General features: G+C 59.4%; 18 protein-coding genes and 2 pseudogenes. 7 read left to right on the top strand and 13 right to left on the bottom strand.

From position 1 onward, the window contains the following. Window positions 1-334 precede the first annotated feature (334 nt). Window positions 335-775 (top strand): CBS domain-containing protein, encoded by a 441-nt coding sequence (locus AB4O41_RS26225; RefSeq protein ID WP_007901706.1) that lies wholly within the window; start codon window positions 335-337, stop codon window positions 773-775. Between the two features lie 133 nt (window positions 776-908). Here AB4O41_RS26225 and AB4O41_RS26220 read toward each other — a convergent pair whose 3' ends face one another. Further along, window positions 909-1,532, bottom strand: a complete 624-nt coding sequence (locus AB4O41_RS26220; RefSeq protein WP_460145274.1) for a glutathione S-transferase N-terminal domain-containing protein — start codon at window positions 1,530-1,532, stop codon at window positions 909-911. Window positions 1,533-1,534: 2 nt separating this feature from the next. Further along, window positions 1,535-1,777, bottom strand: a complete 243-nt coding sequence (locus tag AB4O41_RS26215; protein WP_460145273.1) for a hypothetical protein — start codon at window positions 1,775-1,777, stop codon at window positions 1,535-1,537. Here AB4O41_RS26215 and AB4O41_RS26210 point away from each other — a divergent pair. Continuing rightward, complete coding sequence (locus AB4O41_RS26210) at window positions 1,776-2,177, top strand: hypothetical protein (RefSeq protein WP_460145272.1); 402 nt, start codon at window positions 1,776-1,778, stop codon at window positions 2,175-2,177. The genes AB4O41_RS26215 and AB4O41_RS26210 overlap by 2 nt on opposite strands. A 235-nt stretch (window positions 2,178-2,412) precedes the next feature. On the opposite strand, the gene AB4O41_RS26205 is transcribed toward AB4O41_RS26210, so the two are convergent. Next, window positions 2,413-3,507 carry a DUF1615 domain-containing protein gene (locus AB4O41_RS26205; RefSeq protein ID WP_460145271.1) on the bottom strand — a complete coding sequence of 365 codons (1,095 nt, stop codon included), beginning with the start codon at window positions 3,505-3,507 and terminating at the stop codon, window positions 2,413-2,415. Between the two features lie 203 nt (window positions 3,508-3,710). On the opposite strand from AB4O41_RS26205, the gene AB4O41_RS26200 reads away from it, so the two are divergent. After that, window positions 3,711-5,240, top strand: coding sequence for an FAD-dependent monooxygenase (locus AB4O41_RS26200; RefSeq protein ID WP_460145270.1), 1,530 nt, complete (start codon window positions 3,711-3,713; stop codon window positions 5,238-5,240). Between the two features lie 130 nt (window positions 5,241-5,370). Here AB4O41_RS26200 and hemB read toward each other — a convergent pair whose 3' ends face one another. Next, window positions 5,371-6,345, bottom strand: a complete 975-nt coding sequence (gene hemB / locus AB4O41_RS26195) for a porphobilinogen synthase (protein WP_460145269.1) — start codon at window positions 6,343-6,345, stop codon at window positions 5,371-5,373. Window positions 6,346-6,591: 246 nt separating this feature from the next. Next, the gene (locus AB4O41_RS26190) at window positions 6,592-7,299 is read right to left on the bottom strand and encodes a glutathione binding-like protein (RefSeq protein ID WP_460145268.1); all 708 of its coding nucleotides are present in this window, start codon (window positions 7,297-7,299) and stop codon (window positions 6,592-6,594) included. A 382-nt stretch (window positions 7,300-7,681) separates the two neighbouring features. On the opposite strand from AB4O41_RS26190, the gene AB4O41_RS26185 reads away from it, so the two are divergent. Next, window positions 7,682-8,356: a histidine phosphatase family protein gene (locus AB4O41_RS26185; RefSeq protein ID WP_460145267.1), complete on the top strand. Its 675-nt coding sequence runs from the start codon at window positions 7,682-7,684 to the stop codon at window positions 8,354-8,356. Window positions 8,357-8,515: 159 nt separating this feature from the next. Here AB4O41_RS26185 and mnmH read toward each other — a convergent pair whose 3' ends face one another. Both mnmH and selD read right to left on the bottom strand, forming a co-directional pair. Next, window positions 8,516-9,619: a tRNA 2-selenouridine(34) synthase MnmH gene (gene mnmH, locus AB4O41_RS26180; RefSeq protein WP_460148426.1), complete on the bottom strand. Its 1,104-nt coding sequence runs from the start codon at window positions 9,617-9,619 to the stop codon at window positions 8,516-8,518. A gap of 6 nt (window positions 9,620-9,625) precedes the next feature. Beyond that, a pseudogene (gene selD, locus AB4O41_RS26175) lies at window positions 9,626-10,654 on the bottom strand (selenide, water dikinase SelD); the annotation flags it as partial. A 532-nt stretch (window positions 10,655-11,186) separates the two neighbouring features. On the opposite strand from selD, the gene AB4O41_RS26170 reads away from it, so the two are divergent. The 3 genes from AB4O41_RS26170 (at window position 11,187) to AB4O41_RS26160 (ending at window position 13,743) form a co-directional block, all read left to right on the top strand. Further along, on the top strand, window positions 11,187-12,143 hold the full coding sequence (locus AB4O41_RS26170; protein WP_460145266.1) for a nucleoside-specific channel-forming protein Tsx: 957 nt from the start codon (window positions 11,187-11,189) through the stop codon (window positions 12,141-12,143). Window positions 12,144-12,167: 24 nt separating this feature from the next. Further along, on the top strand, window positions 12,168-13,202 hold the full coding sequence (locus tag AB4O41_RS26165; protein WP_460145265.1) for a purine-nucleoside phosphorylase: 1,035 nt from the start codon (window positions 12,168-12,170) through the stop codon (window positions 13,200-13,202). A 313-nt stretch (window positions 13,203-13,515) separates the two neighbouring features. Beyond that, window positions 13,516-13,743: a DUF6555 family protein gene (locus AB4O41_RS26160; RefSeq protein WP_008071169.1), complete on the top strand. Its 228-nt coding sequence runs from the start codon at window positions 13,516-13,518 to the stop codon at window positions 13,741-13,743. 70 nt (window positions 13,744-13,813) lie between these two features. Here the strand turns inward: AB4O41_RS26160 and AB4O41_RS26155 are convergent, their stop codons facing one another. From AB4O41_RS26155 to AB4O41_RS26130, 6 genes and pseudogenes are all read right to left on the bottom strand, one after another. Then, window positions 13,814-13,972 carry a metallothionein gene (locus AB4O41_RS26155; RefSeq protein ID WP_460145264.1) on the bottom strand — a complete coding sequence of 53 codons (159 nt, stop codon included), beginning with the start codon at window positions 13,970-13,972 and terminating at the stop codon, window positions 13,814-13,816. Between the two features lie 374 nt (window positions 13,973-14,346). After that, window positions 14,347-15,102, bottom strand: coding sequence for a methyl-accepting chemotaxis protein (locus AB4O41_RS26150; RefSeq protein ID WP_371317174.1), 756 nt, complete (start codon window positions 15,100-15,102; stop codon window positions 14,347-14,349). Between the two features lie 102 nt (window positions 15,103-15,204). Beyond that, window positions 15,205-16,023: pseudogene (locus tag AB4O41_RS26145) on the bottom strand (cache domain-containing protein); the annotation flags it as partial. Between the two features lie 185 nt (window positions 16,024-16,208). Beyond that, on the bottom strand, window positions 16,209-17,525 hold the full coding sequence (locus AB4O41_RS26140) for a Na+/H+ antiporter family protein (RefSeq protein WP_460145263.1): 1,317 nt from the start codon (window positions 17,523-17,525) through the stop codon (window positions 16,209-16,211). A gap of 452 nt (window positions 17,526-17,977) precedes the next feature. Beyond that, complete coding sequence (locus tag AB4O41_RS26135) at window positions 17,978-19,291, bottom strand: sensor histidine kinase (protein ID WP_460145262.1); 1,314 nt, start codon at window positions 19,289-19,291, stop codon at window positions 17,978-17,980. After that, window positions 19,288-19,956, bottom strand: coding sequence for a response regulator transcription factor (locus tag AB4O41_RS26130; protein WP_007907723.1), 669 nt, complete (start codon window positions 19,954-19,956; stop codon window positions 19,288-19,290). The genes AB4O41_RS26135 and AB4O41_RS26130 overlap by 4 nt, the downstream gene beginning before the upstream one ends. Window positions 19,957-19,959: the final 3 nt, after the last annotated feature.

The following is a 19,959-nucleotide window of genomic DNA, read 5'->3' as shown; positions in this document are numbered from 1 at the left end:
ACTGCAACCTCAACGATCTGATTCAAGGGGTAATTCTACGCGTGATCGGCGGTGTGGTGAGGGGGCTTGCCCTAATGTGGGCAAGTTAAAACGCAGAACCTGTGGGAACGTGGCTTGCCCGCGAAGAACGATGACGCGTAGTACCTGAAAAACCGCGGTGCATTCTTCGCGGGCAAGCCACGCTCCCACAGGATTTTCGTCGCTCAGGGGCGGGCTTTTACAAAGAAAAATCGCCGAATGACGCTTTTCGCGCTGTATGTGCCGCTTTCTGCCTTGCTCTGCGAGCGCGTCTCTACGATTCTTCAAGAACAACGACAACACCCGAGAATCCGTCATGAAAACCGTCGCCCAACTGCTCAAGTTAAAGGCCCAACAGAATCAGGAAGTCCACACCATTGCGCCTCATCAAATGGTGCTGGAAGCGCTGATGGTGATGGCCGCAAAAAACGTCGGCGCGTTACCGGTGCTGAAAGAGGGAAAGGTCGTCGGCATCATCAGCGAGCGTGACTATGCGCGCAAACTGGTGCTCAAGGGGCGCTCCTCTGTGGGCACACCGGTCAGCGATATCATGGTGGCGCCGGTCATCACCGTGGACACCCATCAAACCGTCGAAACCTGCATGGGCATCATGTCCGAAAAACGCCTGCGGCACTTGCCGGTGGTAGAAAACGGCGAGTTGATCGGCTTGCTGTCCATCGGCGACCTGGTCAAGGAAGCCATTGCCGAACAGGCTGAACTGATTCGGCAGTTGGAGCAGTACATCCGCGGCGAGTGATTGCGACATACCGCCAATTTCCCCCTGTGGGAGCGGGCTTGCTCGCGAAAGCGGTATATCAGTCGATACTTATGGTGACTGATACACCGCTTTCGCGAGCAAGCCCGCTCCCGCATTTTGATTGGCAGTGTTCTTAAGATGGCCAATGCCGCGCGAAAACCGGTGCCAACGCAGGGTGCCGGTCGAAGCGTTCGAGCCAGGCGGAGAACCCCGGCCGCGCACCGCGCAGGTGCTCCCGAGTGCCCGCCCAGCGGGTCACCACCGCCGCCAGAATATCCAGCGCGCCCGGTGTTCCGTCGGCCAAGTACAATTTGCCGGCGAACTGATCGGCAAACACCTCCCAACTCCAGTGCAGGCGCTGGCGGGCACCGGCCATAAGGTTTTCCCTGGATGATTCGTCCGCCTCGGCCAGCCAGCGCTCGGGGTAATCGATGATGCCGATGGCTGCATAGCAATTGCTGACGATGTACACCAGGCCCCGAATAACCTGATCACGCTTGAGCGGGTTTTCCGGCAGCAGGTTCGACTCCGGGAACGTGAGGCCCAGATGAATCAGGATGGCCGCACTCTCGGTCAGAACACCGCCATCGGGCAGTTGCAGGGTGGGAATCTGCTTGAGCGGGTTGAGCTTCTCCAATGCCTGAACCGCCTCCGGGGACGATGAAACATCGATGAAGCGATAAGGAACCTCGCACAGTTCCAACGCGGCTTCGATGGCGGCCGCACCTGAGTTCTGATGCCCGTAGAGCTGGTACATGACTAAATCTCCTCTGCGACTCTCTCTTTGTAGCAGCTACCGAAGATTGCGCTCGGCCAAAGCGGCGGGGCAGTCAATTCATCCGTCAAATGTAGTAGCGCTTTCGCGATCAGGCCCACAGGACCGTCGTTGTAATCATCATCAGCGTCGATGTTCACCATCACGTCAATGAAGTTCTCATAAAAAATCCGCGGCGTAACATCCGCTCCATACCCAACCAATAACACCCCGGAGCACATCACCATGAAACGCCAAATCCTCCTCAGCATCGCTTTCTCGGTTTTTGCAGTTAACGCTTTCGCCGCTTCCTCTGCTCACCCGGTCGTCGCTGAAGGCGGTTCGGATCGTCTGATTGAAAGCCGTTTGGCTGAAGGTGGTTCGGATCGCCTGATCCAGAATCGCGTCGCCGAAGGTGGCTCCGATCGCCTGATCGAGAATCGCGTCGCTGAAGGTGGCTCCGATCGCCTGATCGAAAATCGCGTCGCTGAAGGTGGTTCGGATCGTCTGATCGAGAATCGCGTGGCCGAAGGTGGCTCCGATCGCCTGATCCAGAATCGCGTGGCCGAAGGTGGCTCTGATCGTCTGATCGAGAATCGCGTGGCCGAAGGTGGATCCGATCGCCTGATCCAGAATCGCGTTGCCTGAATGAAGGGTTTTACCGCAGTACTCAATAAAAAACCCGGCCTCATCAGCCAATGCCAGTCAGTTAAGCGCAATCCATGTGGGAGCGGGCTTGCTCGCGAAGACGGCGGCACATTAAACATTGATGTTGCCTGACCCACCGCTTTCGCGAGCAAGCCCGCTCCCACAGGTTTCGCACCGTAACTGACTGGCATTAGCCTCATCAGCCGGGTTTTTTTATAGTCATTTTTTGGTTCGGTTACATCCCCGCGCGCTTCATGCAGCGTTGATAACGCTCATCGACCCGCTTGGCGAACCACGCCGTGGTGAGTTTGCGGGTGATTTTCGGGCTTTGCAGGAGGATCCCCGGCAACACCGCTCGGGGTAATGGCCGGCCTTCGGCCTGTTCGGCCAAAGCAAAGACCCGCCGATAAAGCTTGGTGTCCTCGAATTCGAGACCTTTACCCTCCTCCAATTGATCCCGAATAGTGAGGTTGCGCATGTCCAACTGCTTGCCGAGAGTGCGCACCGCCAATTCCGTGGTGCCCGGCATGATCGAACCGTAGCGCACCAGATCGCCATCCAGCGCCAGCGCAATACCCGTCGCACGACTTACCGCGTTCTGAAACGCCGCATTGCGGCTGGCGTACCAACCGGCGTTGAAATCGGCGAAGCGATACAGCGGCTGCTTGTAGCTCACCGGGTAACCAAGCAAGTGGGCAATACCGAAATACATACCGCCGCGACGCGTAAACACTTCGCGGCGAATCGAGCCGTTCACCGGGTAGGGATAATCCCGCGCCTGCTGCTCTGCAAAATCGATGCTGACCTGCATCGGCCCGCCGGTGTGCACCGGGTTGAAACCATCGAACAGCGTCCGCCCCATGGGCACCATGCCGATGAAGTCATCGAAAATCGCGCTGAGCTCTTTTTCGCTGCGCGCGGCATTCAGCCGGTCACTGTAACTTTTGCCATTGGGTGAGCTTACCTGCAAGGCACCGCTCACCAGCAGACCGGGAATGTGGGCCTTGGCGGCGCGGCGGTCGATCTCGTCCCGGGCGATCGTGCCCAGGCCCGGCACCCGCGGATCAGCCTGAAACGTCGATTCCTGCTCAGTGACCGCGAGTACCGAACACAGGTTTTGCGTGGTCGGTGGAATCTTTTGTGCGGCAAATGCCGCGTAGATGTCTGTGGCCCAGCCTTGGCTGTCGGCTGTCTTGGCCGGGAGCAGACGCATGATCTCTGACTTGACCTCGGCAGGCTTGCGGGCCGGCGGTTCCTGCGTGCGTTGGCTACCGCAACCGGCCAGGACCAACAGTGCCGCGATGCTCATGATCAATCGATTGGCTTGCATGGTGCTCCATCAAAATCCGTTGAGCCGGGTTAACCATACGATCAATGGCATGGCGCAGGCTATGACTGTGACAGACACGGACTGTTCCCCTGCCCCGTAGCGCTGTGGCGCTGTTACACGGGGGTGTTTTCCGTTGGGCAGCCGGGAGGCCGGTGCATCCGGGCTGAACCATACTTGATCCACATACCGAGGAGGACAGGCTCATGAACCGTAGCGACGTGCTGATCATCGGCGCCGGCCCGACCGGGCTGGTACTGGCGCTGTGGTTGAGCAAACTGGGGATTGCGGTGCGGATTGTCGACAAGACGTCGGAACCCGGCACCACTTCACGTGCGCTGGCGGTACAGGCGCGAACGCTTGAACTGTATAGCCAGCTCGACCTCAGCGACGCCGTTGTGCAAAACGGCCATAAAGTGGCCGCGGCGAATTTCTGGGTCAAGGGCGAACCGGTCGCGCGCCTGCCGCTGAGCACCATCGGCGAGGGTCTGACGCCCTACGCGTTTCTGGAAATCTATCCGCAAGACGAGCACGAACGCCTGCTGATCGAACGACTGGAGGCCTTCGGTATTAAAGTGGAGCGCGATACCGAACTGCAAAGCTTCGAGGAAACCGGCGACGGCATCACCGCCCGGCTGCGCTTGCCCGATGGCCAGCAGCAAACCTGCCAGGCCTGTTACCTCGCCGGCTGCGACGGCGCCCGGTCGATTGTGCGCAAAACGCTGGACACCGGTTTTCCGGGTGGCACCTACCAGCAGATTTTCTACGTGGCGGATGTACAGGCTCGCGGCCCCACGTTCAACGGCGAACTGCATGTGGACCTTGATGAAGCCGACTTCCTCGCCATTTTCCCCTTGTCCGACGAAGGTCGCGCCCGCCTGATTGGCACGGTTCGCGACGAGCGTGCCGACCGCGCCGAAACCCTCCAGTTTGAAGACGTCAGCAGACGGGCCATCGAGAATTTAAAGCTGCAGATCGATCAGGTGAACTGGTTCTCGACCTACCGCGTGCATCACCGGGTTGCGGATCACTTTCGCACCGGGCGCGCGTTTTTGCTGGGTGACGCCGCCCATGTCCACAGCCCGGCGGGTGGCCAGGGCATGAACACCGGGATTGGCGATGCGATCAATCTGGCCTGGAAGCTCGCGACAGTATTGAGCGGCGGCGCCACGCCCAAACTGCTCGACAGTTATGAAACCGAACGCATCGCCTTTGCCCGGCGCCTGGTGGCCACCACCGATCGGGTCTTTAGTTTCGTCACGGCCGATGGGCCAATTGCTGACATGGTGCGTATGCGCGTGGCCCCCTTTTTGATCCCGAAAATGATCTCGTTTGAGGCGGCCCGGGAGTTCATGTTTCGCACGGTGTCACAGACCACCCTCAACTATCGCGGCATGCCGCTGAGCGAGGGCGTTGCAGGTCATGTTCACGGAGGTGATCGCCTGCCCTGGGCCCACGATGGCGAAGGGGACAATTTCGAATCGCTGAAAAATCCGGCCTGGCAGGTGCATGTGTATGGCGAGACCAGCAATGAGATGATTGCCTGGTGCACCGAGCATCACCTACCGTTGCAGGTGTTCGACTGGCGACCGGTGTTTGAAACGGTGGGGCTGGCGCGCAACGGGTTTTACCTGCTGCGGCCGGATACCTATGTAGCGATTGCCGAGTACAGCGCCGATCCGAAAGTGATCGAACGGTATTTCCGGGACCGCGGGATTCGGCCTTTCGTCGGCTGAACCCAAGACCACTGAAGATCAAATGTGGGAGCGAGCCTGCTCGCGATGACGGCGGCACATTCAAAATCGATGTAGCTGAACGTCCGCTATCGCGAGCAGGCTCGCTCCCACATTAGGTTTCTGGTGGTCTTTAGATCCCGGCCAGGGCCAGGTCCATCGCGAAGTAGGTGAAAATCAAATCCGCCCCGGCCCGCTTGATCGCCCCCAGGCTCTCACGCACTACTCGGTCTTCATCGATTGCCCCGGCCTGCGCGGCGAATTTGATCATCGCGTACTCGCCACTCACCTGATACGCCGACAGCGGCAAACGCGAGGCTTCGCGGATGTCCCGGATGATGTCCAGGTACGCGCCGGCCGGTTTGACCATCAGCGCGTCGGCGCCTTCCTGCTCGTCCATCAGCGATTCCCGCACGGCTTCGCGGCGGTTCATCGGGTTCATCTGATAGCTTTTGCGGTCACCCTTCAGCGCACTGCCACCGGCCTCGCGGAACGGGCCATAGAGTGCCGAAGCGAATTTGGTCGAATAGGCCATGATCGCAGTCTGGCTGAAACCCGCTTCATCGAGTGCCCGGCGAATGGCCTGGACCTGCCCGTCCATGGCCGCCGACGGAGCGATCACATCAGCGCCAGCGCGGGCGGCGGCCACGGCTTGTTTGCCGAGGTTGTTCAGGGTCTGGTCGTTGTCGACTTCGTGGTGGTGCAGCACACCGCAATGGCCGTGGTCGGTGTACTCGCAGAAACAGGTGTCGGACATCACGATCATTTCCGGCACGGCGTCCTTGGCAATACGCGACATGCGCGACACCAGACCATTCTCGCTCCAGGTGTCGCTGCCGCTGCTGTCCAGATGATGGGACACGCCAAATGTCATCACCGATTTGATCCCGGCCCGAGCGTAACGCTCGATCTCGCCGGCCAGCTTCGACTCGGGAATGCGCATCACCCCGGGCATGCTCTTGATCAGCACGAAATCATCGATTTCTTCCTCGACGAAAATCGGCAGCACCAGGTCGTTCAAGCTGAACTCGGTTTCCTGGAACAGGCTGCGCAGGCTCGCATTGCGACGCAGACGGCGTGGACGTGCTTCGGGGAACTGACTGGACATGGGTCTTCCTGAAAAACGGCGAATGAGACAAAAGTCGTAAAGGGCGCAGCTTATGCGCTGCAAGGCGCGGGGCACAAACCTCGATCACTCAAGACTGCGTTACCGCGGCGGCAACAATCACCGCATCCAGCACAGAACCCTGTGCGAGCGGGCTTGCTCGCGAAGGCGGGCTATCATTCAACATTGATGTCGACTGACCCACCGCTTTCGCGAGCAAGCCCGCTCCCACAGGTTCAGTGCGATAACTCAAAGGGGTTGCTTGGGGATTTCCAGTCCGCGAATCACCGCCGGCCTTGCCAGGAAGCGTTCCAGCACGCGGGTGACGTTGGGGAAGTTCCGGATGCCCACCAAGTCGCCGGCCTCATAGAAGCCGATCAGGTTGCGCACCCATGGAAAGGTCGCAATGTCGGCGATGGTATAGCGCTCGCCCATGATCCAGTTGCGCCCCTCCAGACGTCCATCAAGAACCTGAAGCAAGCGCTTGCTTTCTTCGACATAACGATCACGCGGACGCTTGTCTTCGTAGTCCTTGCCGGCGAATTTGTTGAAAAAACCGAGCTGACCGAACATCGGCCCGATACCGCCCATCTGAAACATCAGCCACTGAATGGTCTCGTAACGCGCCGCCGATTCCTTCGCCAGCAGTTGTCCGCTCTTGTCCGCGAGGTAAATCAGAATCGCCCCGGACTCGAACAACGCCAGCGGTTGGTCCCCCGGACCGTGGGGGTCGAGGATCGCCGGGATCTTGTTATTGGGGTTCAGCGACAGAAACTCGGGAGACAGCTGATCGTTGGTCTCGAAGCCCACACGATGCGGCTCGTAGGGCAGCCCGATCTCCTCGAGCATGATGGAAACCTTGACGCCATTGGGCGTTGGCAAGGAATAAAGCTGAATCCACTCCGGGTACTGGGCCGGCCATTTTTGAGTGATAGGGAATGCAGACAAATCGGTCATAAGGGGCATCCACGAGGAAATCGGACTGAAGATCATAATGTAGGAGGCTGCCGAAGGCTGCGATCTTTTGGCGCTCTCAGGGGGGTGCCGAAGAGAAAGATCAACAAATCGCAGCCTTCGGCAGCTCCTACAAAGGGTAAGGTGTATGCCGTGTCCATAAATCCGCAACATCCTGTCGATAAGCTTTCCCGCAATCCGTTCAAGGTTGCCGCTAAAGTGCCGGGTACCTCACTCAGATCGAACCAAAAGGCTTCAAAGGACTCTGAGCATTGCCCCGCAGGAAACGGACCGGGTCAACCACATGGAAAACACCCGGATGCTGAGAGCTGGCGGTATGAAGGTTTGTCAGCCCTAACCGAATACGCTGAAGATGACCTATTCGATGATGAATCCATTGAAATTCGCTCAACGCTTCAAACATCGCGCCTATATCTTCCTGTCTGCCCTGCTGGCGGCCAGCGTGTTGTTTTTGTCGTTGGAGTCCAGTGAAAGCCGCGCCCAACCGGCGGACGGCACTCAGACGCTGGTATTTCTGCGTCACGCGGAAAAACCCGCCGGCGGCCTGGGTCAGCTCAATTGTCAGGGGCTGAATCGCGCCATCGATCTGGCCACCTTGTTGCCGGAAAAATTCGGCAAGGCCAACTACGTGTTCGCCGCCAACCCGACGCGCAATGTCGAGGAAGGCGAATTTGATAATTCCTACAGTTACATCCGCCCCCTGATGACCATCAGCCCCAGCGCAATCAAGCTCGGCTTGCCGGTGAACATCAACTTCTCGGCCAACGACACCAGCGATCTGGCGGATGAACTGCTGCACGACAAGTATCACAACTCGGTCATTTATACGGCCTGGTCCCATGGCTACCTGCCCGAACTGATCAATAAAGTCGCAGAGGAAGCCGTCGGCAAGAAACAGAACATCGCCGATGACTGGGCGTCCAGCGACTACGATTCGCTGTACGTACTCACGCTGACCTGGCACAACGGCAAGGCCAGCCTGCAGAGCCACAGCTACAAGCAAGGGCTGGATAACGGTCAGGAGAGCTGTCCGACGTAAGCTGTGATCGTGGTGGTGCTTCGAGTTTTATAGTGCCTGTCACGGCCTCATCGCGGGCAAGCCCGCTCCCACAGTGGCCCGGGGTGGAACACAGATTTGTGATCGACGCGGCCCCTTGTGGGAGCGGGCTTGCCCGCGATGAGGCCGGCAAAAACAACATCAAAGCAGCTGTTTGCCACGCTCCCGCAGATACTCAATGACTGCCCCCCGCTCCCCGACAAACTCGATCCGCGTCCCCTTCTTTTCCCGCTGAAACGCATACATCGGGTCGTAATACTCTCGCAGCAACCCTTCGATCCAGCCCCGGTGCAAATCCACCGCACCGCTGTTCGCCTGTTCTGCCAGCGCGTCTTCCATCAAGGTCAACATCCGCCGATGGCGTTCGCCACCCAGACGTTTCTGGACATTGTTCAGGCTCGCCAGCATCCGCTCGGAAAACAGCGCGAAGCCTTCATCGCCATGCACTTCGATGAACTCAGCACACAAGTCCACCACGTAATCGCGAAGGATCCGTTCGACCCGCCCTTCCAGGCTATCTTCCAGCCAAACCATCGGAAACTGCTGCATGCCCTGATACAGCGGCAGCGGCAAGGCGCAACTGCCAATCGCGCGGCTCTCGTCTTCCAGCACGAACTGTTCGATGCCATGGGCGCGCTTCTTCAGCACGTCCACGGCCAGGCGGTTTTCAAAGTCGATGTTGGAGGGTTGGCCGGTGGCGCGCTTGCCGAAGCTGGAGCCGCGATGATGGGCGTGGCCTTCAAGGTCCAGCCCGTTGCTCAATTGCGTGAGCACCTCGGTCTTGCCGGTGCCGGTCATGCCACCCAGCAAAACGAAGTCACACTGGGCAATGGCCTGATCGAGCGTGTCGAGCAAAAAGGTGCGCATGGCCTTGTAGCCGCCACCGACCCGCGGATAGTCGATACCTGCTTCGTCCTTGAGCCATTGCTGAACGATTTGCGAACGCAAGCCGCCACGAAAACAATACAAATAACCATCCGGATGAGCCCGGGCAAAATCGGCCCAGGCCTGGATGCGCTCGGCCTTGATCTCGCCAGACACCAATTGATGTCCCAGCGTGATGGCTGCTTGTTGACCTTGCTGCTTGTAGCAAGTGCCGATCCGTTGCCGCTCAAGGTCATTCATCAGCGGCAGATTGACCACGCCGGGGAATGAGCCCTTGAGGAATTCGACTGGCGCACGGGTATCCATCATCGGCCGGTCGTTGAGAAAGACGTCGCGGTAATCGGTGAAGTCGATGGACATCAAAAACACCTCTACCGCGTTAGTCTGTCGCTCAACCAGTTCGCCGATCGGCTCAAGGGTCAGACCGAGTTCGGCGGCTATTTTGAGGAATTGTTCGTTACCTTCAGGGGTGACTGCAATCAGCAGGCCGCCGCTGGTCTGCGGGTCGCAGAGCACGCGTTTGTGCAACTCCTGGAGCCGGCCAACCTTGTTGGCATAACTGTCAAAATTGCGCAGCGTGCCGCCCGGCACACAGCCCTGATCGAGGTAATACTCGACGCCCGGCAGGCGCGGCACCCGGTCATATTCGATGCGGGCGGTGACGTTGCTGCCGTCGGCCATCTCCACCAAGTGCCCGAGCAGGCCAAAACCGGTGACGTCGGTCATTGCGGTCACGCCGTCGAGTTTGCCAAAACGGCTGCCGGGTTTGTTCAGGGTACACATCCAGTCGCGGGCCAGGCCGATGTCGGCAGTGCGCAACTTGCCCTTCTTCTCGGCCGTGGTGAGAATGCCGATGCCCAAGGGTTTAGTGAGGTACAACAAGCAACCGGCAGTGGCGGTGTCGTTGCGCTTCATGTGGCGCTTTTCCACCAGCCCGGTCACGGCCAGGCCGAAGATCGGCTCTGGCGCGTCGATGGAATGGCCGCCGGCCAGTGGAATCCCCGCCTCATCGCAGACCGAACGCCCGCCGCGAATCACTTCCCGGGCTATCTCCGGCGCCAGCACATTGACCGGCCAACCGAGGATCGCAATCGCCATCAACGGATCGCCGCCCATGGCGTAGATATCGCTGATGGCGTTGGTGGCGGCAATGCGACCGAAGTCGAACGGATCGTCGACGATCGGCATGAAAAAGTCGGTGGTCGATACTACGCCGCGCTCTTCGTCGATGGCATACACCGCCGCGTCATCGCGCGAGGCGTTGCCGACCCAGAGTTTCGGGTCCAGGTTCTGGGCGCCGCTGCCGGCCAGAATCACCTCCAGCACCTGGGGCGAAATCTTGCAGCCACAGCCTGCGCCGTGGCTGTACTGGGTCAGACGAATCGGCTCGCTCATCGGGGGTGCACCTTGTGAAGTCAATGCCGAGGATTCTACAGCAACCCCATTCCTACAGGGTCTTCACAACCCGCAGGAATAAGCGATCCATTGTGGCGAGGGAGCTTGCTCCCGCTCGGGTGCGAAGCACCCGCAATACTGGCGGGCGGGGATTTTGAGTCACCGTTGCAAGGTTTTGGGGCTGCTGCGCAGCCCAGCGGGAGCAAGCTCCCTCGCCACAAAAGCTCCTTTGCCATCTTTGTCACAACATCTCTATTGCCACCCATCGGGTTACTGATCTGACAGTCGACACCACTTTGGTGCATATCCCCGCCATATCCCCTTCGCCCTGAATACAACGCCCTCTGCTCCCCCCCGAAATCCTTGACCAAAGGGACAGCAAAACCACCGTTTCCCCCTATTTTTCAGCCAATTGAACAAAACTGGTATGCCTTATGCAAACGTTTGCGAGTGACCGATACCGGCCTGTTCGCCACCTAACCGCGCAAACCCGCTCCACCGGGTTTTCGATCCGCACAAAAAGGGACTTTTAATGCACTGCACCTCCAGCCGCGTGACTTGCTCGCGCACCTTTGCTGTTTCCTTGCTGCTGGCCAGCGTTACAGGACTACTCAGCAGCCACGTTTTGGCCCAACCGGCCACCGCCGAAGAATCCGCCCAGGGCGAAGCCCTCAGTCCTGAAGCCAGCCCGCCGAAAAAAGGTGCCTACCTGTCGGACTGGTTCAACCAGGACCTGACCGTCATTGGCAGCAAAGACATCAGCTTCGGCCCGCAACCGGCCGACGATATCTACCTGGAATATGAATATTTCGGCCGCAAGGGGCCGTTCGAGTTGTACGGCTACATCGACATTCCAAAGATCTTCGACATCGGCAACAGCCATGACAAAGGCGTCTGGGACCATGGCTCGCCGGTGTTCATGGAGCACGAACCGCGGATTTCCATCGACTACCTGGCCGGCCGCAGCCTGGCCGTGGGACCGTTCAAGGAATGGTACGTGGCGTTCGACTGGATCTACGACCACGGCAGCAACAGCGCCAACCGCGCCAACACGCTGTACAGCGGCCTCGGCACCGACATCGACACCCATTCGCGGGTCAACCTGTCGGCCAACTTCTACGGCCGCTACCAGTGGGAAAACTATGGCGCCAGCAATGAGTATTCGTGGGATGGCTACCGCGCCCAGCTCAAGTACATAGTGCCCATCAGCAGTTTCAGCAACGGCGCTTCGTTGACCTACATCGGTTTCACCAACTTCGACTTCGGCTCCGACCTGCACAAGGACAACCCGGCCCGCACCGCTAACGCCACCGTGGCCACCAACGTGTTGCTCTACGCCTTCACCCACTTGCGTTTCACCCTGGTCGGCCGTTACTTCCACAACGGCGGCAACTGGGAGGATGGCAGCGAGCTGAATTTCGGCGACGGTGACTTCCGCGCCCGTTCCAACGGCTGGGGCTATTACGCCGGTGTCGGTTATCAGTTTTAAGGCTCATTTAAATCAGGAGGTTTTATGAATGCAATGATGCGTCTTTCCCTTACCGTGGGCTTGGCTTGTGGCACCCTGCTCTCTTCCGCCGCGTGGGCTGGCGACGCGCCGATCCAGCCGAAAGTGATGCTGATCACCATGTTCGCCCCCGAGGCGCAGAACTGGATCGATCGCCTGGAACTCAAGCAAGAAGTTCGCGTACCGGGCCTGTCCGCCGAGTACCCGAATATTCGCTGCAACACCCAACAGGTGTGCCTGATGGTCACCGGTATGGGCCAGACCAATGCCGCAGCCTCGACCCTGGCCCTGGCGCTGTCACCGAAATTCGACCTGCGCAAAAGTTACTTCCTGATCGCCGGGATTGCCGGCATCAGCCCGCACCACGGCACCATCGGCACCACCGCGTGGGCGCACTATCTGGTGGAGTTCGGCACCCAGTGGGAACTGGATTCCCGCGACGCGCCGAAAGACTGGCCGACCGGTTACCTGGGCATCAACACCAAAGGCCCGAACGAAAAGCCGCCGCTGGACTACAAGACTGAAGTGTTCGAACTCAATCCGAAGTTGCAGGCCAAGGCATTCGCCCTGAGCCATAAGGTCCAGCTGAGCGAGAGCAAGGAGTCAGCGATATGGCGCTTGAAATATCCTTCTGCGCCAGCCAATCAGCCACCGGTGGTGACCCAGTGCGACACGCTGGCGGGCAATACCTGGTTTTCCGGAACGCGGTTGAGTGAGCGGGCGGAAGCCTGGACCAAGTTGCTGACCAATAACGAAGGGATTTATTGCACCACTCAGCAGGAAGACAACTCCACCTACGAAGCGCTGCTGCGCGCCAGCCGCGAGGGGCTGGTGGACGTCCGGCGCCTGGCGGTGGTGCGCGCCGGTTCCGACTTCGACCGGCCGGCGCCGGGCCAGAGCGAGGTGGACAACCTGCTCAAATACGCCGATCAGGGCGGTTTTGTGCCGGCGCTGGAGAACCTGTACCGCACGGGGAATCCGTTGGTGCAGGAGATTTTGCAGAACTGGTCGGCTTGGGAGAAAGGTGTGCCTGAGGTCTGAGTTCGGCTTCAGGGGCATCGCGAGCAGGCTCGCTCCCACAGAGGTCTGTGTTGGTCACAAATCATGTGAGCGGCGCAGATCAACTGTGGGAGCGAGCCTGCTCGCGAAGGGCCGGAACATTCAACTTAAATGCCGACTGTGACGGTTCCGCCGGCGCACCTTGAGCCTTAAGCCAGGATCATTGGGGGGCCGGGAAGGCTCCATGATCACGAGGCGTCCGGCTGTCGCCAGTCACTGTCACCACCGACAATTCGACTGAATTTTCCCCGCGCCTCGCGATCCCTCTATAACTACAGGGAGGAATACAGGCTTTATGAACAATGCAAAACTTTTCGTTATTGAATACACCCTTCATGGCCAGCCCAAGTCTTTCATTATCCGCCTGGACAAAATGGACAATGCAGAGGCTTGGCACTGGGCAAGTTGCGACGCCGGAGTCGGGCGGATCCCGCGCTTTGGCCGTGAACGGGTGCAAAAGACCAGCAAACCGCTGGCGGAAAAATTCGGCATCGAGAATGTGACCTGGCGACCGGCCAGTTGAGCGTCAAAAAGGAGAGTAAAGATTCAAACCGAAGTGGAGCCTGGAAGGCTCCACTTTTTTGGCTGAACAGTTAGTGTTGAGCACACTTGCAGCCTTTGGTGGCGCAGGCTTCGCCATGTTCGTGATGCTTGGCGCAGGCTTCACAGCAATAGTGCTTGCCGTGACGCACGATAGGGTGTTCACCCAGCTTACAGTTACATTTCGGGCAGTCGCAGGTACCGTCATTCATAAGTCTGACTCCATGGTTAGGGTCGTCCGGGCGCCGCGGATGCGCGACACCTGAAGCAAATGACCGCCCGTTCCGGATACGGGTTCAAACAAACGCTTGGACGGTGTTTGCTTACTAATGAGGGTAGTCGCGATGCGGCTACTCAGGGATGAACACTGCCCTGGGGTGAGAGGGGAAAAACCCTAATGCCAGTAAGTCAAGGCGCAGACCTGTGGGAGCGTGGCTTGCCCGCGAAAGCGTAGTGTCAGTCGATATCAATGTTGAATGACACGACGCCTTCGCGGGCAAGCCACGCTCCCACAGGATTATCGTCGCTCAAATTTCTTGATTTACCGGCATTGGGGCAAGCCCCCTCGCCCCTAAAGCACTATCAATCAGATACGGAATTGCCCGACCAGTTGCCCCAGGCGTTGACCGAGGTCGGCCAGGCTGCGTGAGGTCTGGGCGCCGAGCTGGGTTTCGTCGGCGACGCTGTCTACGGCCACGGCAATTTGATGCACGCTGCGGTTGATCTCTTCGGCCACGGCGGTTTGCTCCTCGGCGGCGCTGGCGATCTGTGCGTTCATCGAGTTGATGGTGCCGATCAGCTGGGCCATGGCATCCAGAGACGCCCCCGCCTCGTTGGCCTGGGCCGACGTGCCGTCGCCGGCCTCGCTGGAGCGGCGCATGGCTTCGACTGCCGATTGGGTGCCGGCCTGCAAGCGGTCGATCATGCTCTGGATTTCCTGGGTGCTGATTTGCGTGCGACTGGCCAATGCACGCACTTCGTCGGCGACCACCGCAAAACCACGTCCGGCCTCACCGGCGCGGGCCGCCTCAATGGCGGCGTTGAGCGCCAGAAGGTTGGTCTGTTCGGCAATCGAACGGATCACCCCAAGCACACTGACAATCGACGACACGTCTTTCTGCAAACTGTCGAGAGACACGCCGCTGCTGCGAATATCGTTCACCAACGCATGAATCTTCACGATGCTGCCGGCCACCACGCGCTTGGCGGCCTGGCCTTCTTCATCGGTCTGCTGGGCAGCGACCGCCGCGTTTTGTGCGCTTTTGGCCACTTCCTGGGCCGCCGCCGACATTTCGTTGATCGCCGTGGCCACCTGATCGGTTTCGTGACGCTGACGCTCCATGGCCTGATCCGAACGCTGTGCCTGATCGGAGACCTGATTCACCAGCCCGGTCAGTTGCGAGGTCATTTCAGTGATCTGCCGCACCAAACCGTGGATCTTGTCGACGAAACGGTTGAACGAGCCGGCCAGTTCGCCGAGCTCATCCTGGCTGGTAATGGTCAGGCGCCGGGTCAGGTCGCCCTCGCCCGCCGCGATGTCGTCGAGGTTGGCTTTCATCAGGTTCAGCGGACGCAGAATGGTGTTGGCCAGCAGCATCCCGGCAGCAGCGATCACCAGCAGCACCACCACGGCAATCCCGACAATGCTCAGCACCACGCCTTGCATGCGTTCCTGGACCTTGGCCTCAACCACCGCCACTTGCGCTTCGATGCCGTCGAGGTTGACCGAGGTGCCGACCGCCATGTCCCACTTCGACAGGTATTCGGTGTAGCCGAGTTTGGGCACCAACACTTGCGTGTTACCGGGCAGCGGCGAACTGTATTGCAGGTAGTGAGTACCGTCCTTGGCGACTTTCACCAGGTCACGATTGACGTAGACGCCGTTCGGGTCGCGGTTGTCCTTGAAGCTCTGGCCCACGCCTTCGGCGCTGCTGGCCTTGAACAGGCGCACGGTATTGGAGTCGTAGCCGAAGAAGTAGCCGTCCTTGCCGTAGGTGATGCTCGACAGCAACTTGATCACCTGCGCCCGCGCCGCGTCATCGCCGGGAGCAGCCGCGTCGTACAGCGGTTTGATCGTGGTCATGGCCACGGCAACATAACTTTGCAGGGTCGCCTTGGCATCGCTGAGCAGGCGCTGACGGGTTTCCTCGACTTCCTTGCGGGCCTGCTCTTGCAGAATGAACAGCGTGGTCAGACTGATGACCAGCGCAAAGAGCAGCACCGGGAGGACGGCAAGGGACAGGACTTTAGCCTTCAGGCTCATGCGCATAACGTTCACTCTTTTGATTTTTTTGGCGTGGTTAAAGGCTATAACGGCAGGCCAATTCAAAAGTTGAACGCGGTCATTGTGGGAGCGTGGCTTGCCCGCGATTCAGGCGCCGCGGTTTGTCAGGCACACCGCGTAATCGTTCATCGCGGGCAAGCCACGCTCCCACAAGGTAAATGTGGTTACAACACCATCGCGGCCACCCAGCCAAACGCCAGCAACGGCAGGTTGTAGTGCAGGAAGGTCGGGACCACGGTGTCCCAGATGTGGTGATGCTGGCCGTCGATGTTCAAACCGGAGGTCGGGCCCAGGGTCGAATCCGACGCGGGTGACCCGGCATCGCCCAACGCGCCAGCAGTGCCGACGATGCACACGATGGCAATCGGGCTAAAGCCCAGTTGCACGCACAACGGCACGAAAATCGCCGCCAGGATCGGCACCGTGGAAAACGACGAGCCGATGCCCATGGTCACCAACAATCCGACCAGCAGCATCAACAGTGCACCGATGCCTTTGCTGTGGTTGATCCACGACGCCGAGGACTCCACCAGCGTCTGCACATGACCGGTGGCTTTCATCACTTCGGCAAACCCGGACGCGGCGATCATGATGAAGCCGATCATCGCCATCATCTTCATGCCTTCGGTGAACAGGTCATCGGTGTCGCGCCATTTGACGATGCCCGACACCGAAAAGATCAGGAAGCCCACCAGCGCCCCGATAATCATCGAGTCCAACAGCAACTGAACAATGAACGCGACGGCAATGGCCAGACCGGCGATCATCAGGCTCATTGGGTTGTACTGCACCGCGACCTGTTCGACTTTCTCGATTTTCTCGAGGTCGTAAACGCGCTTCTTGCGGTAGCTGATCAACGCTGCCGCCAAGCCAAACACCATGCCCAGCGCCGGAATACCCATGGCATGGGTGACGTTGATACCGCTGATGTCCACGCCACTGCGGGCGACGTTCGCCAGCAGAATTTCATTGAGGAAGATGTTGCCGAAGCCCACGGGCAAGAACATATACGGCGTGATCAGACCGAACGTAATGAGGCAGGCAATCAATCGACGATCCAGTTGCAGTTTGGTCAGCACATATAACAGTGGCGGCACCAGCAACGGGATAAAGGCGATATGAATCGGCAAGATGTTCTGCGAGGCGATAGCCACCACCCACAGCAAACCGATCAGCAGCCATTTGACATTGCCGCCTCCGTTGGCGTGCTGGCGATCGACCATGGCCAAGGCTTTGTCAGCCAGCGCATGGGCCAGGCCGGACTTGGCGATGGCCACGGCGAACGCGCCGAGCAAAGCATAAGACATCGCCACCGTCGCTCCGCCACCGAGGCCATTGTTGAAGGCTTTCAGGGTCGCGTCGATGCCCAGACCACCGGTCAGACCGCCCACCAGCGCGCCCACGATCAGCGCGATGACCACATGCACGCGGGACAGGCTGAGGATCAGCATGATGCCGACCGCGGCAATTACTGCATTCATTATTGCTACCTCAAAAACAGCGCGGTGAGGCAATCACCGCCAAACGGAATGAGTCCGGCCGGCAGTCTGCATAGGCCGCCAGCGGATTAAAGAAAAAGGGTTTTATTAGAGGGCGCGCACTGTGCCGGAGCATTGCCGCCTTGTCAAAGCCAACGCCAACCTTCGTAGGCACTGTCGAAGGCTGCAATCCTTTGATTTTCAACGACCTTGATGACACCAGAAGATCAAAAGATCGCAGCCTTCGGGTCAAGTCGGCTCTGCAAGCCAATCGCGAGCAGGCTTGCTCCCACAGGGTTAGTGGTTGCCCGCAAAATTTGCAGGCAACACAGATCCAATGTGGAGCGGGCTTGCCCGCGATGAGGTCATAACATCCAACATCTATGTTGACTGTTACATCGCCATCGCGGGCAAGCCCGCTCCCACAGGGTTAATTGGCGTTCTTCAGATTGGGGTCAGCGTTTGGGCAACTCGATCATCACCATCAACCCGCCCCACTCGCTTTCCTGCAACTTCAACACCCCGCCCCATGGGTCGAGGATGTCACGCACGATGCCCAACCCCAGCCCATGCCCATCCGTCTGTTCATCAAGCCGAGTACCGCGGCTGAACACCTGAGCGCGCTGGTCTTCGGGAATCCCCGGTCCATCGTCTTCCACGCTCAACTCAAACCTTTCTGCCGTTTCGACCACGCTCAGCCGCACCTCGGCATCCGCCCATTTGCAGGCGTTGTCCAGCAGGTTGCCGAGCAACTCCAGCAGATCTTCGCGATCCCACGGCAGTTGCAAACCGGCCGGCGCGCGATAGCTCAGCTCGAGGTGTTCGCCGTGAATCATGTTCAACGTGGCCAGCAACCCAGGCAGCTCCGCATCGCAATCGAACAACGCCCCCGGCAGTGCATCACCGGACAGTCGGGCGCGGTTGAGTTCGCGATTGAGCCGTTGCTGAACCTGTTCCAGTTGGGCCTGCATGACTTTACGCAGCTGCGGGTGAGCATCGAGTTTTTCGCTGGAAGCCAGGCTCAACAACACCGCCAGAGGGGTTTTCAAGGCATGGCCAAGATTGCCCAACGCATTACGCGAGCGCTTGAGACTGTCTTCGGTGTGAGCCAGCAAATGGTTGATCTGCGCCACCAGCGGTTCCAGCTCCAGCGGCACTTCTTCATCGAGTTGCGAGCGCTGGCCCTGCTGCAACTGGGCGATTTGCTCACGGGCCTTTTCCAATGGGCGCAAGGCGCGGCGCACGGTGATCCGTTGTAACAGCAATATCAGCAACAGCCCCGCCAGTCCCAACCCGAGGCCGACCTGTTGCATGCGCCGAAAGCTCTCACGCACCGGGGTATAGTCCTGGGCGACGCTAATGGAAATCGCCTGGCCCAACCGACGATAGTCCGAACGCAATACCAGCAGCTGCTGCCCTTCCGGCCCCAATTGCAGATTGCTATGCAGGCCGGGGTGTCCTAGCTGCGGCAGCTCCTGATCCCATAACGAGCGGGAACGCCAATGGTTGTCGGCGAAATCGATACGAAAATAGTGCCCGGAGAAAGGTCGCTGATAGGCCGGCGACAAGTGCCGCTCATCCAGTTGCAAACCCTGCGGCCCACGCACCAGCGCCACCAACAGGTTTTCGCTGTCGTTGCGCAGCCCGGCTTCGAGGTAGCGCTGCAAACCCATTTCGAACAGCCACAGGCTGGTTTGCGCCAGCACCAGACCGACGATCACCATCACGCTGATCAGGCCCAGGCTCAAGCGGCGCTGGATCGACCTCACTGGGCTTGCCCGCCGAACAGGTAACCCTGACCGCGACGGGTTTCGATCACGCTGCGGCCGAGCTTGCGTCGCAGGTGATTGACGTGGACTTCCAGCACGTTGGAATCGCGCTCGGTTTCACCGTCGTAGAGGTGTTCGGCGAGATGGCTTTTGGAAAGGATCTGTTCGGGGTGCAGCATGAAGTAGCGCAGCAGGCGAAACTCGGCGGCGGTGAGCTGGATGTCGGCGCCGTCGCGGGTCACGCATTGGCGACCTTCATCCAGATGCAAACCGGCGGCCTTGAGCGTCGGCTGATTGGCGTGGCCGTGGGAGCGGCGTAATAGTGCCTGGACTCGCAAGTGCAGCTCTTCGGGGTGAAACGGTTTGGTCAGGTAATCGTCGGCGCCGGCCTTGAGGCCTTCGATCCGCTCGGCCCAGGAACCGCGCGCGGTGAGGATCAGCACTGGCGTGGCCAAGCCCCCGGCTCGCCATTGCGCCAGCACGTCGAGCCCTGGCAAACCCGGCAGGCCGAGGTCGAGGATGATCAGGTCATAGGGCTCGCTGCTGCCCTGGTACACCGCATCACGGCCGTCGGCCAGCCAGTCCACGGCGTAACCCTGCCGGTTGAGGCCAGCCATCAATTCGTCGGCCAGCGGCACGTGGTCTTCCACCAGGAGCAAACGCATCGA

The sequence above is a fragment of the Pseudomonas sp. S2_A02 genome (genome assembly GCF_054668495.1).
Note: the sequence above shows the minus strand (reverse complement) of the source record. Positions and strands in the feature narration are given on the sequence as shown.

Excerpts from the sequence above, each read along its gene's own strand:
- AB4O41_RS26225 (WP_007901706.1), top strand. The coding sequence starts at position 335 with ATGAAAACCGTCGCCCAACTGCTCAAGTTAAAGGCCCAACAGAATCAG.
- AB4O41_RS26220 (WP_460145274.1), bottom strand. The coding sequence starts at position 1,532 with ATGTACCAGCTCTACGGGCATCAGAACTCAGGTGCGGCCGCCATCGAA.
- AB4O41_RS26210 (WP_460145272.1), top strand. The coding sequence starts at position 1,776 with ATGAAACGCCAAATCCTCCTCAGCATCGCTTTCTCGGTTTTTGCAGTT.
- AB4O41_RS26215 (WP_460145273.1), bottom strand. The coding sequence starts at position 1,777 with ATGGTGATGTGCTCCGGGGTGTTATTGGTTGGGTATGGAGCGGATGTT.
- AB4O41_RS26205 (WP_460145271.1), bottom strand. The coding sequence starts at position 3,507 with ATGCAAGCCAATCGATTGATCATGAGCATCGCGGCACTGTTGGTCCTG.
- AB4O41_RS26200 (WP_460145270.1), top strand. The coding sequence starts at position 3,711 with ATGAACCGTAGCGACGTGCTGATCATCGGCGCCGGCCCGACCGGGCTG.
- hemB (WP_460145269.1), bottom strand. The coding sequence starts at position 6,345 with ATGTCCAGTCAGTTCCCCGAAGCACGTCCACGCCGTCTGCGTCGCAAT.
- AB4O41_RS26190 (WP_460145268.1), bottom strand. The coding sequence starts at position 7,299 with ATGACCGATTTGTCTGCATTCCCTATCACTCAAAAATGGCCGGCCCAG.
- AB4O41_RS26185 (WP_460145267.1), top strand. The coding sequence starts at position 7,682 with ATGATGAATCCATTGAAATTCGCTCAACGCTTCAAACATCGCGCCTAT.
- mnmH (WP_460148426.1), bottom strand. The coding sequence starts at position 9,619 with ATGTCCATCGACTTCACCGATTACCGCGACGTCTTTCTCAACGACCGG.
- AB4O41_RS26170 (WP_460145266.1), top strand. The coding sequence starts at position 11,187 with ATGCACTGCACCTCCAGCCGCGTGACTTGCTCGCGCACCTTTGCTGTT.
- AB4O41_RS26165 (WP_460145265.1), top strand. The coding sequence starts at position 12,168 with ATGAATGCAATGATGCGTCTTTCCCTTACCGTGGGCTTGGCTTGTGGC.
- AB4O41_RS26160 (WP_008071169.1), top strand. The coding sequence starts at position 13,516 with ATGAACAATGCAAAACTTTTCGTTATTGAATACACCCTTCATGGCCAG.
- AB4O41_RS26155 (WP_460145264.1), bottom strand. The coding sequence starts at position 13,972 with ATGAATGACGGTACCTGCGACTGCCCGAAATGTAACTGTAAGCTGGGT.
- AB4O41_RS26150 (WP_371317174.1), bottom strand. The coding sequence starts at position 15,102 with ATGGAGCGTCAGCGTCACGAAACCGATCAGGTGGCCACGGCGATCAAC.
- AB4O41_RS26140 (WP_460145263.1), bottom strand. The coding sequence starts at position 17,525 with ATGAATGCAGTAATTGCCGCGGTCGGCATCATGCTGATCCTCAGCCTG.
- AB4O41_RS26130 (WP_007907723.1), bottom strand. The coding sequence starts at position 19,956 with ATGCGTTTGCTCCTGGTGGAAGACCACGTGCCGCTGGCCGACGAATTG.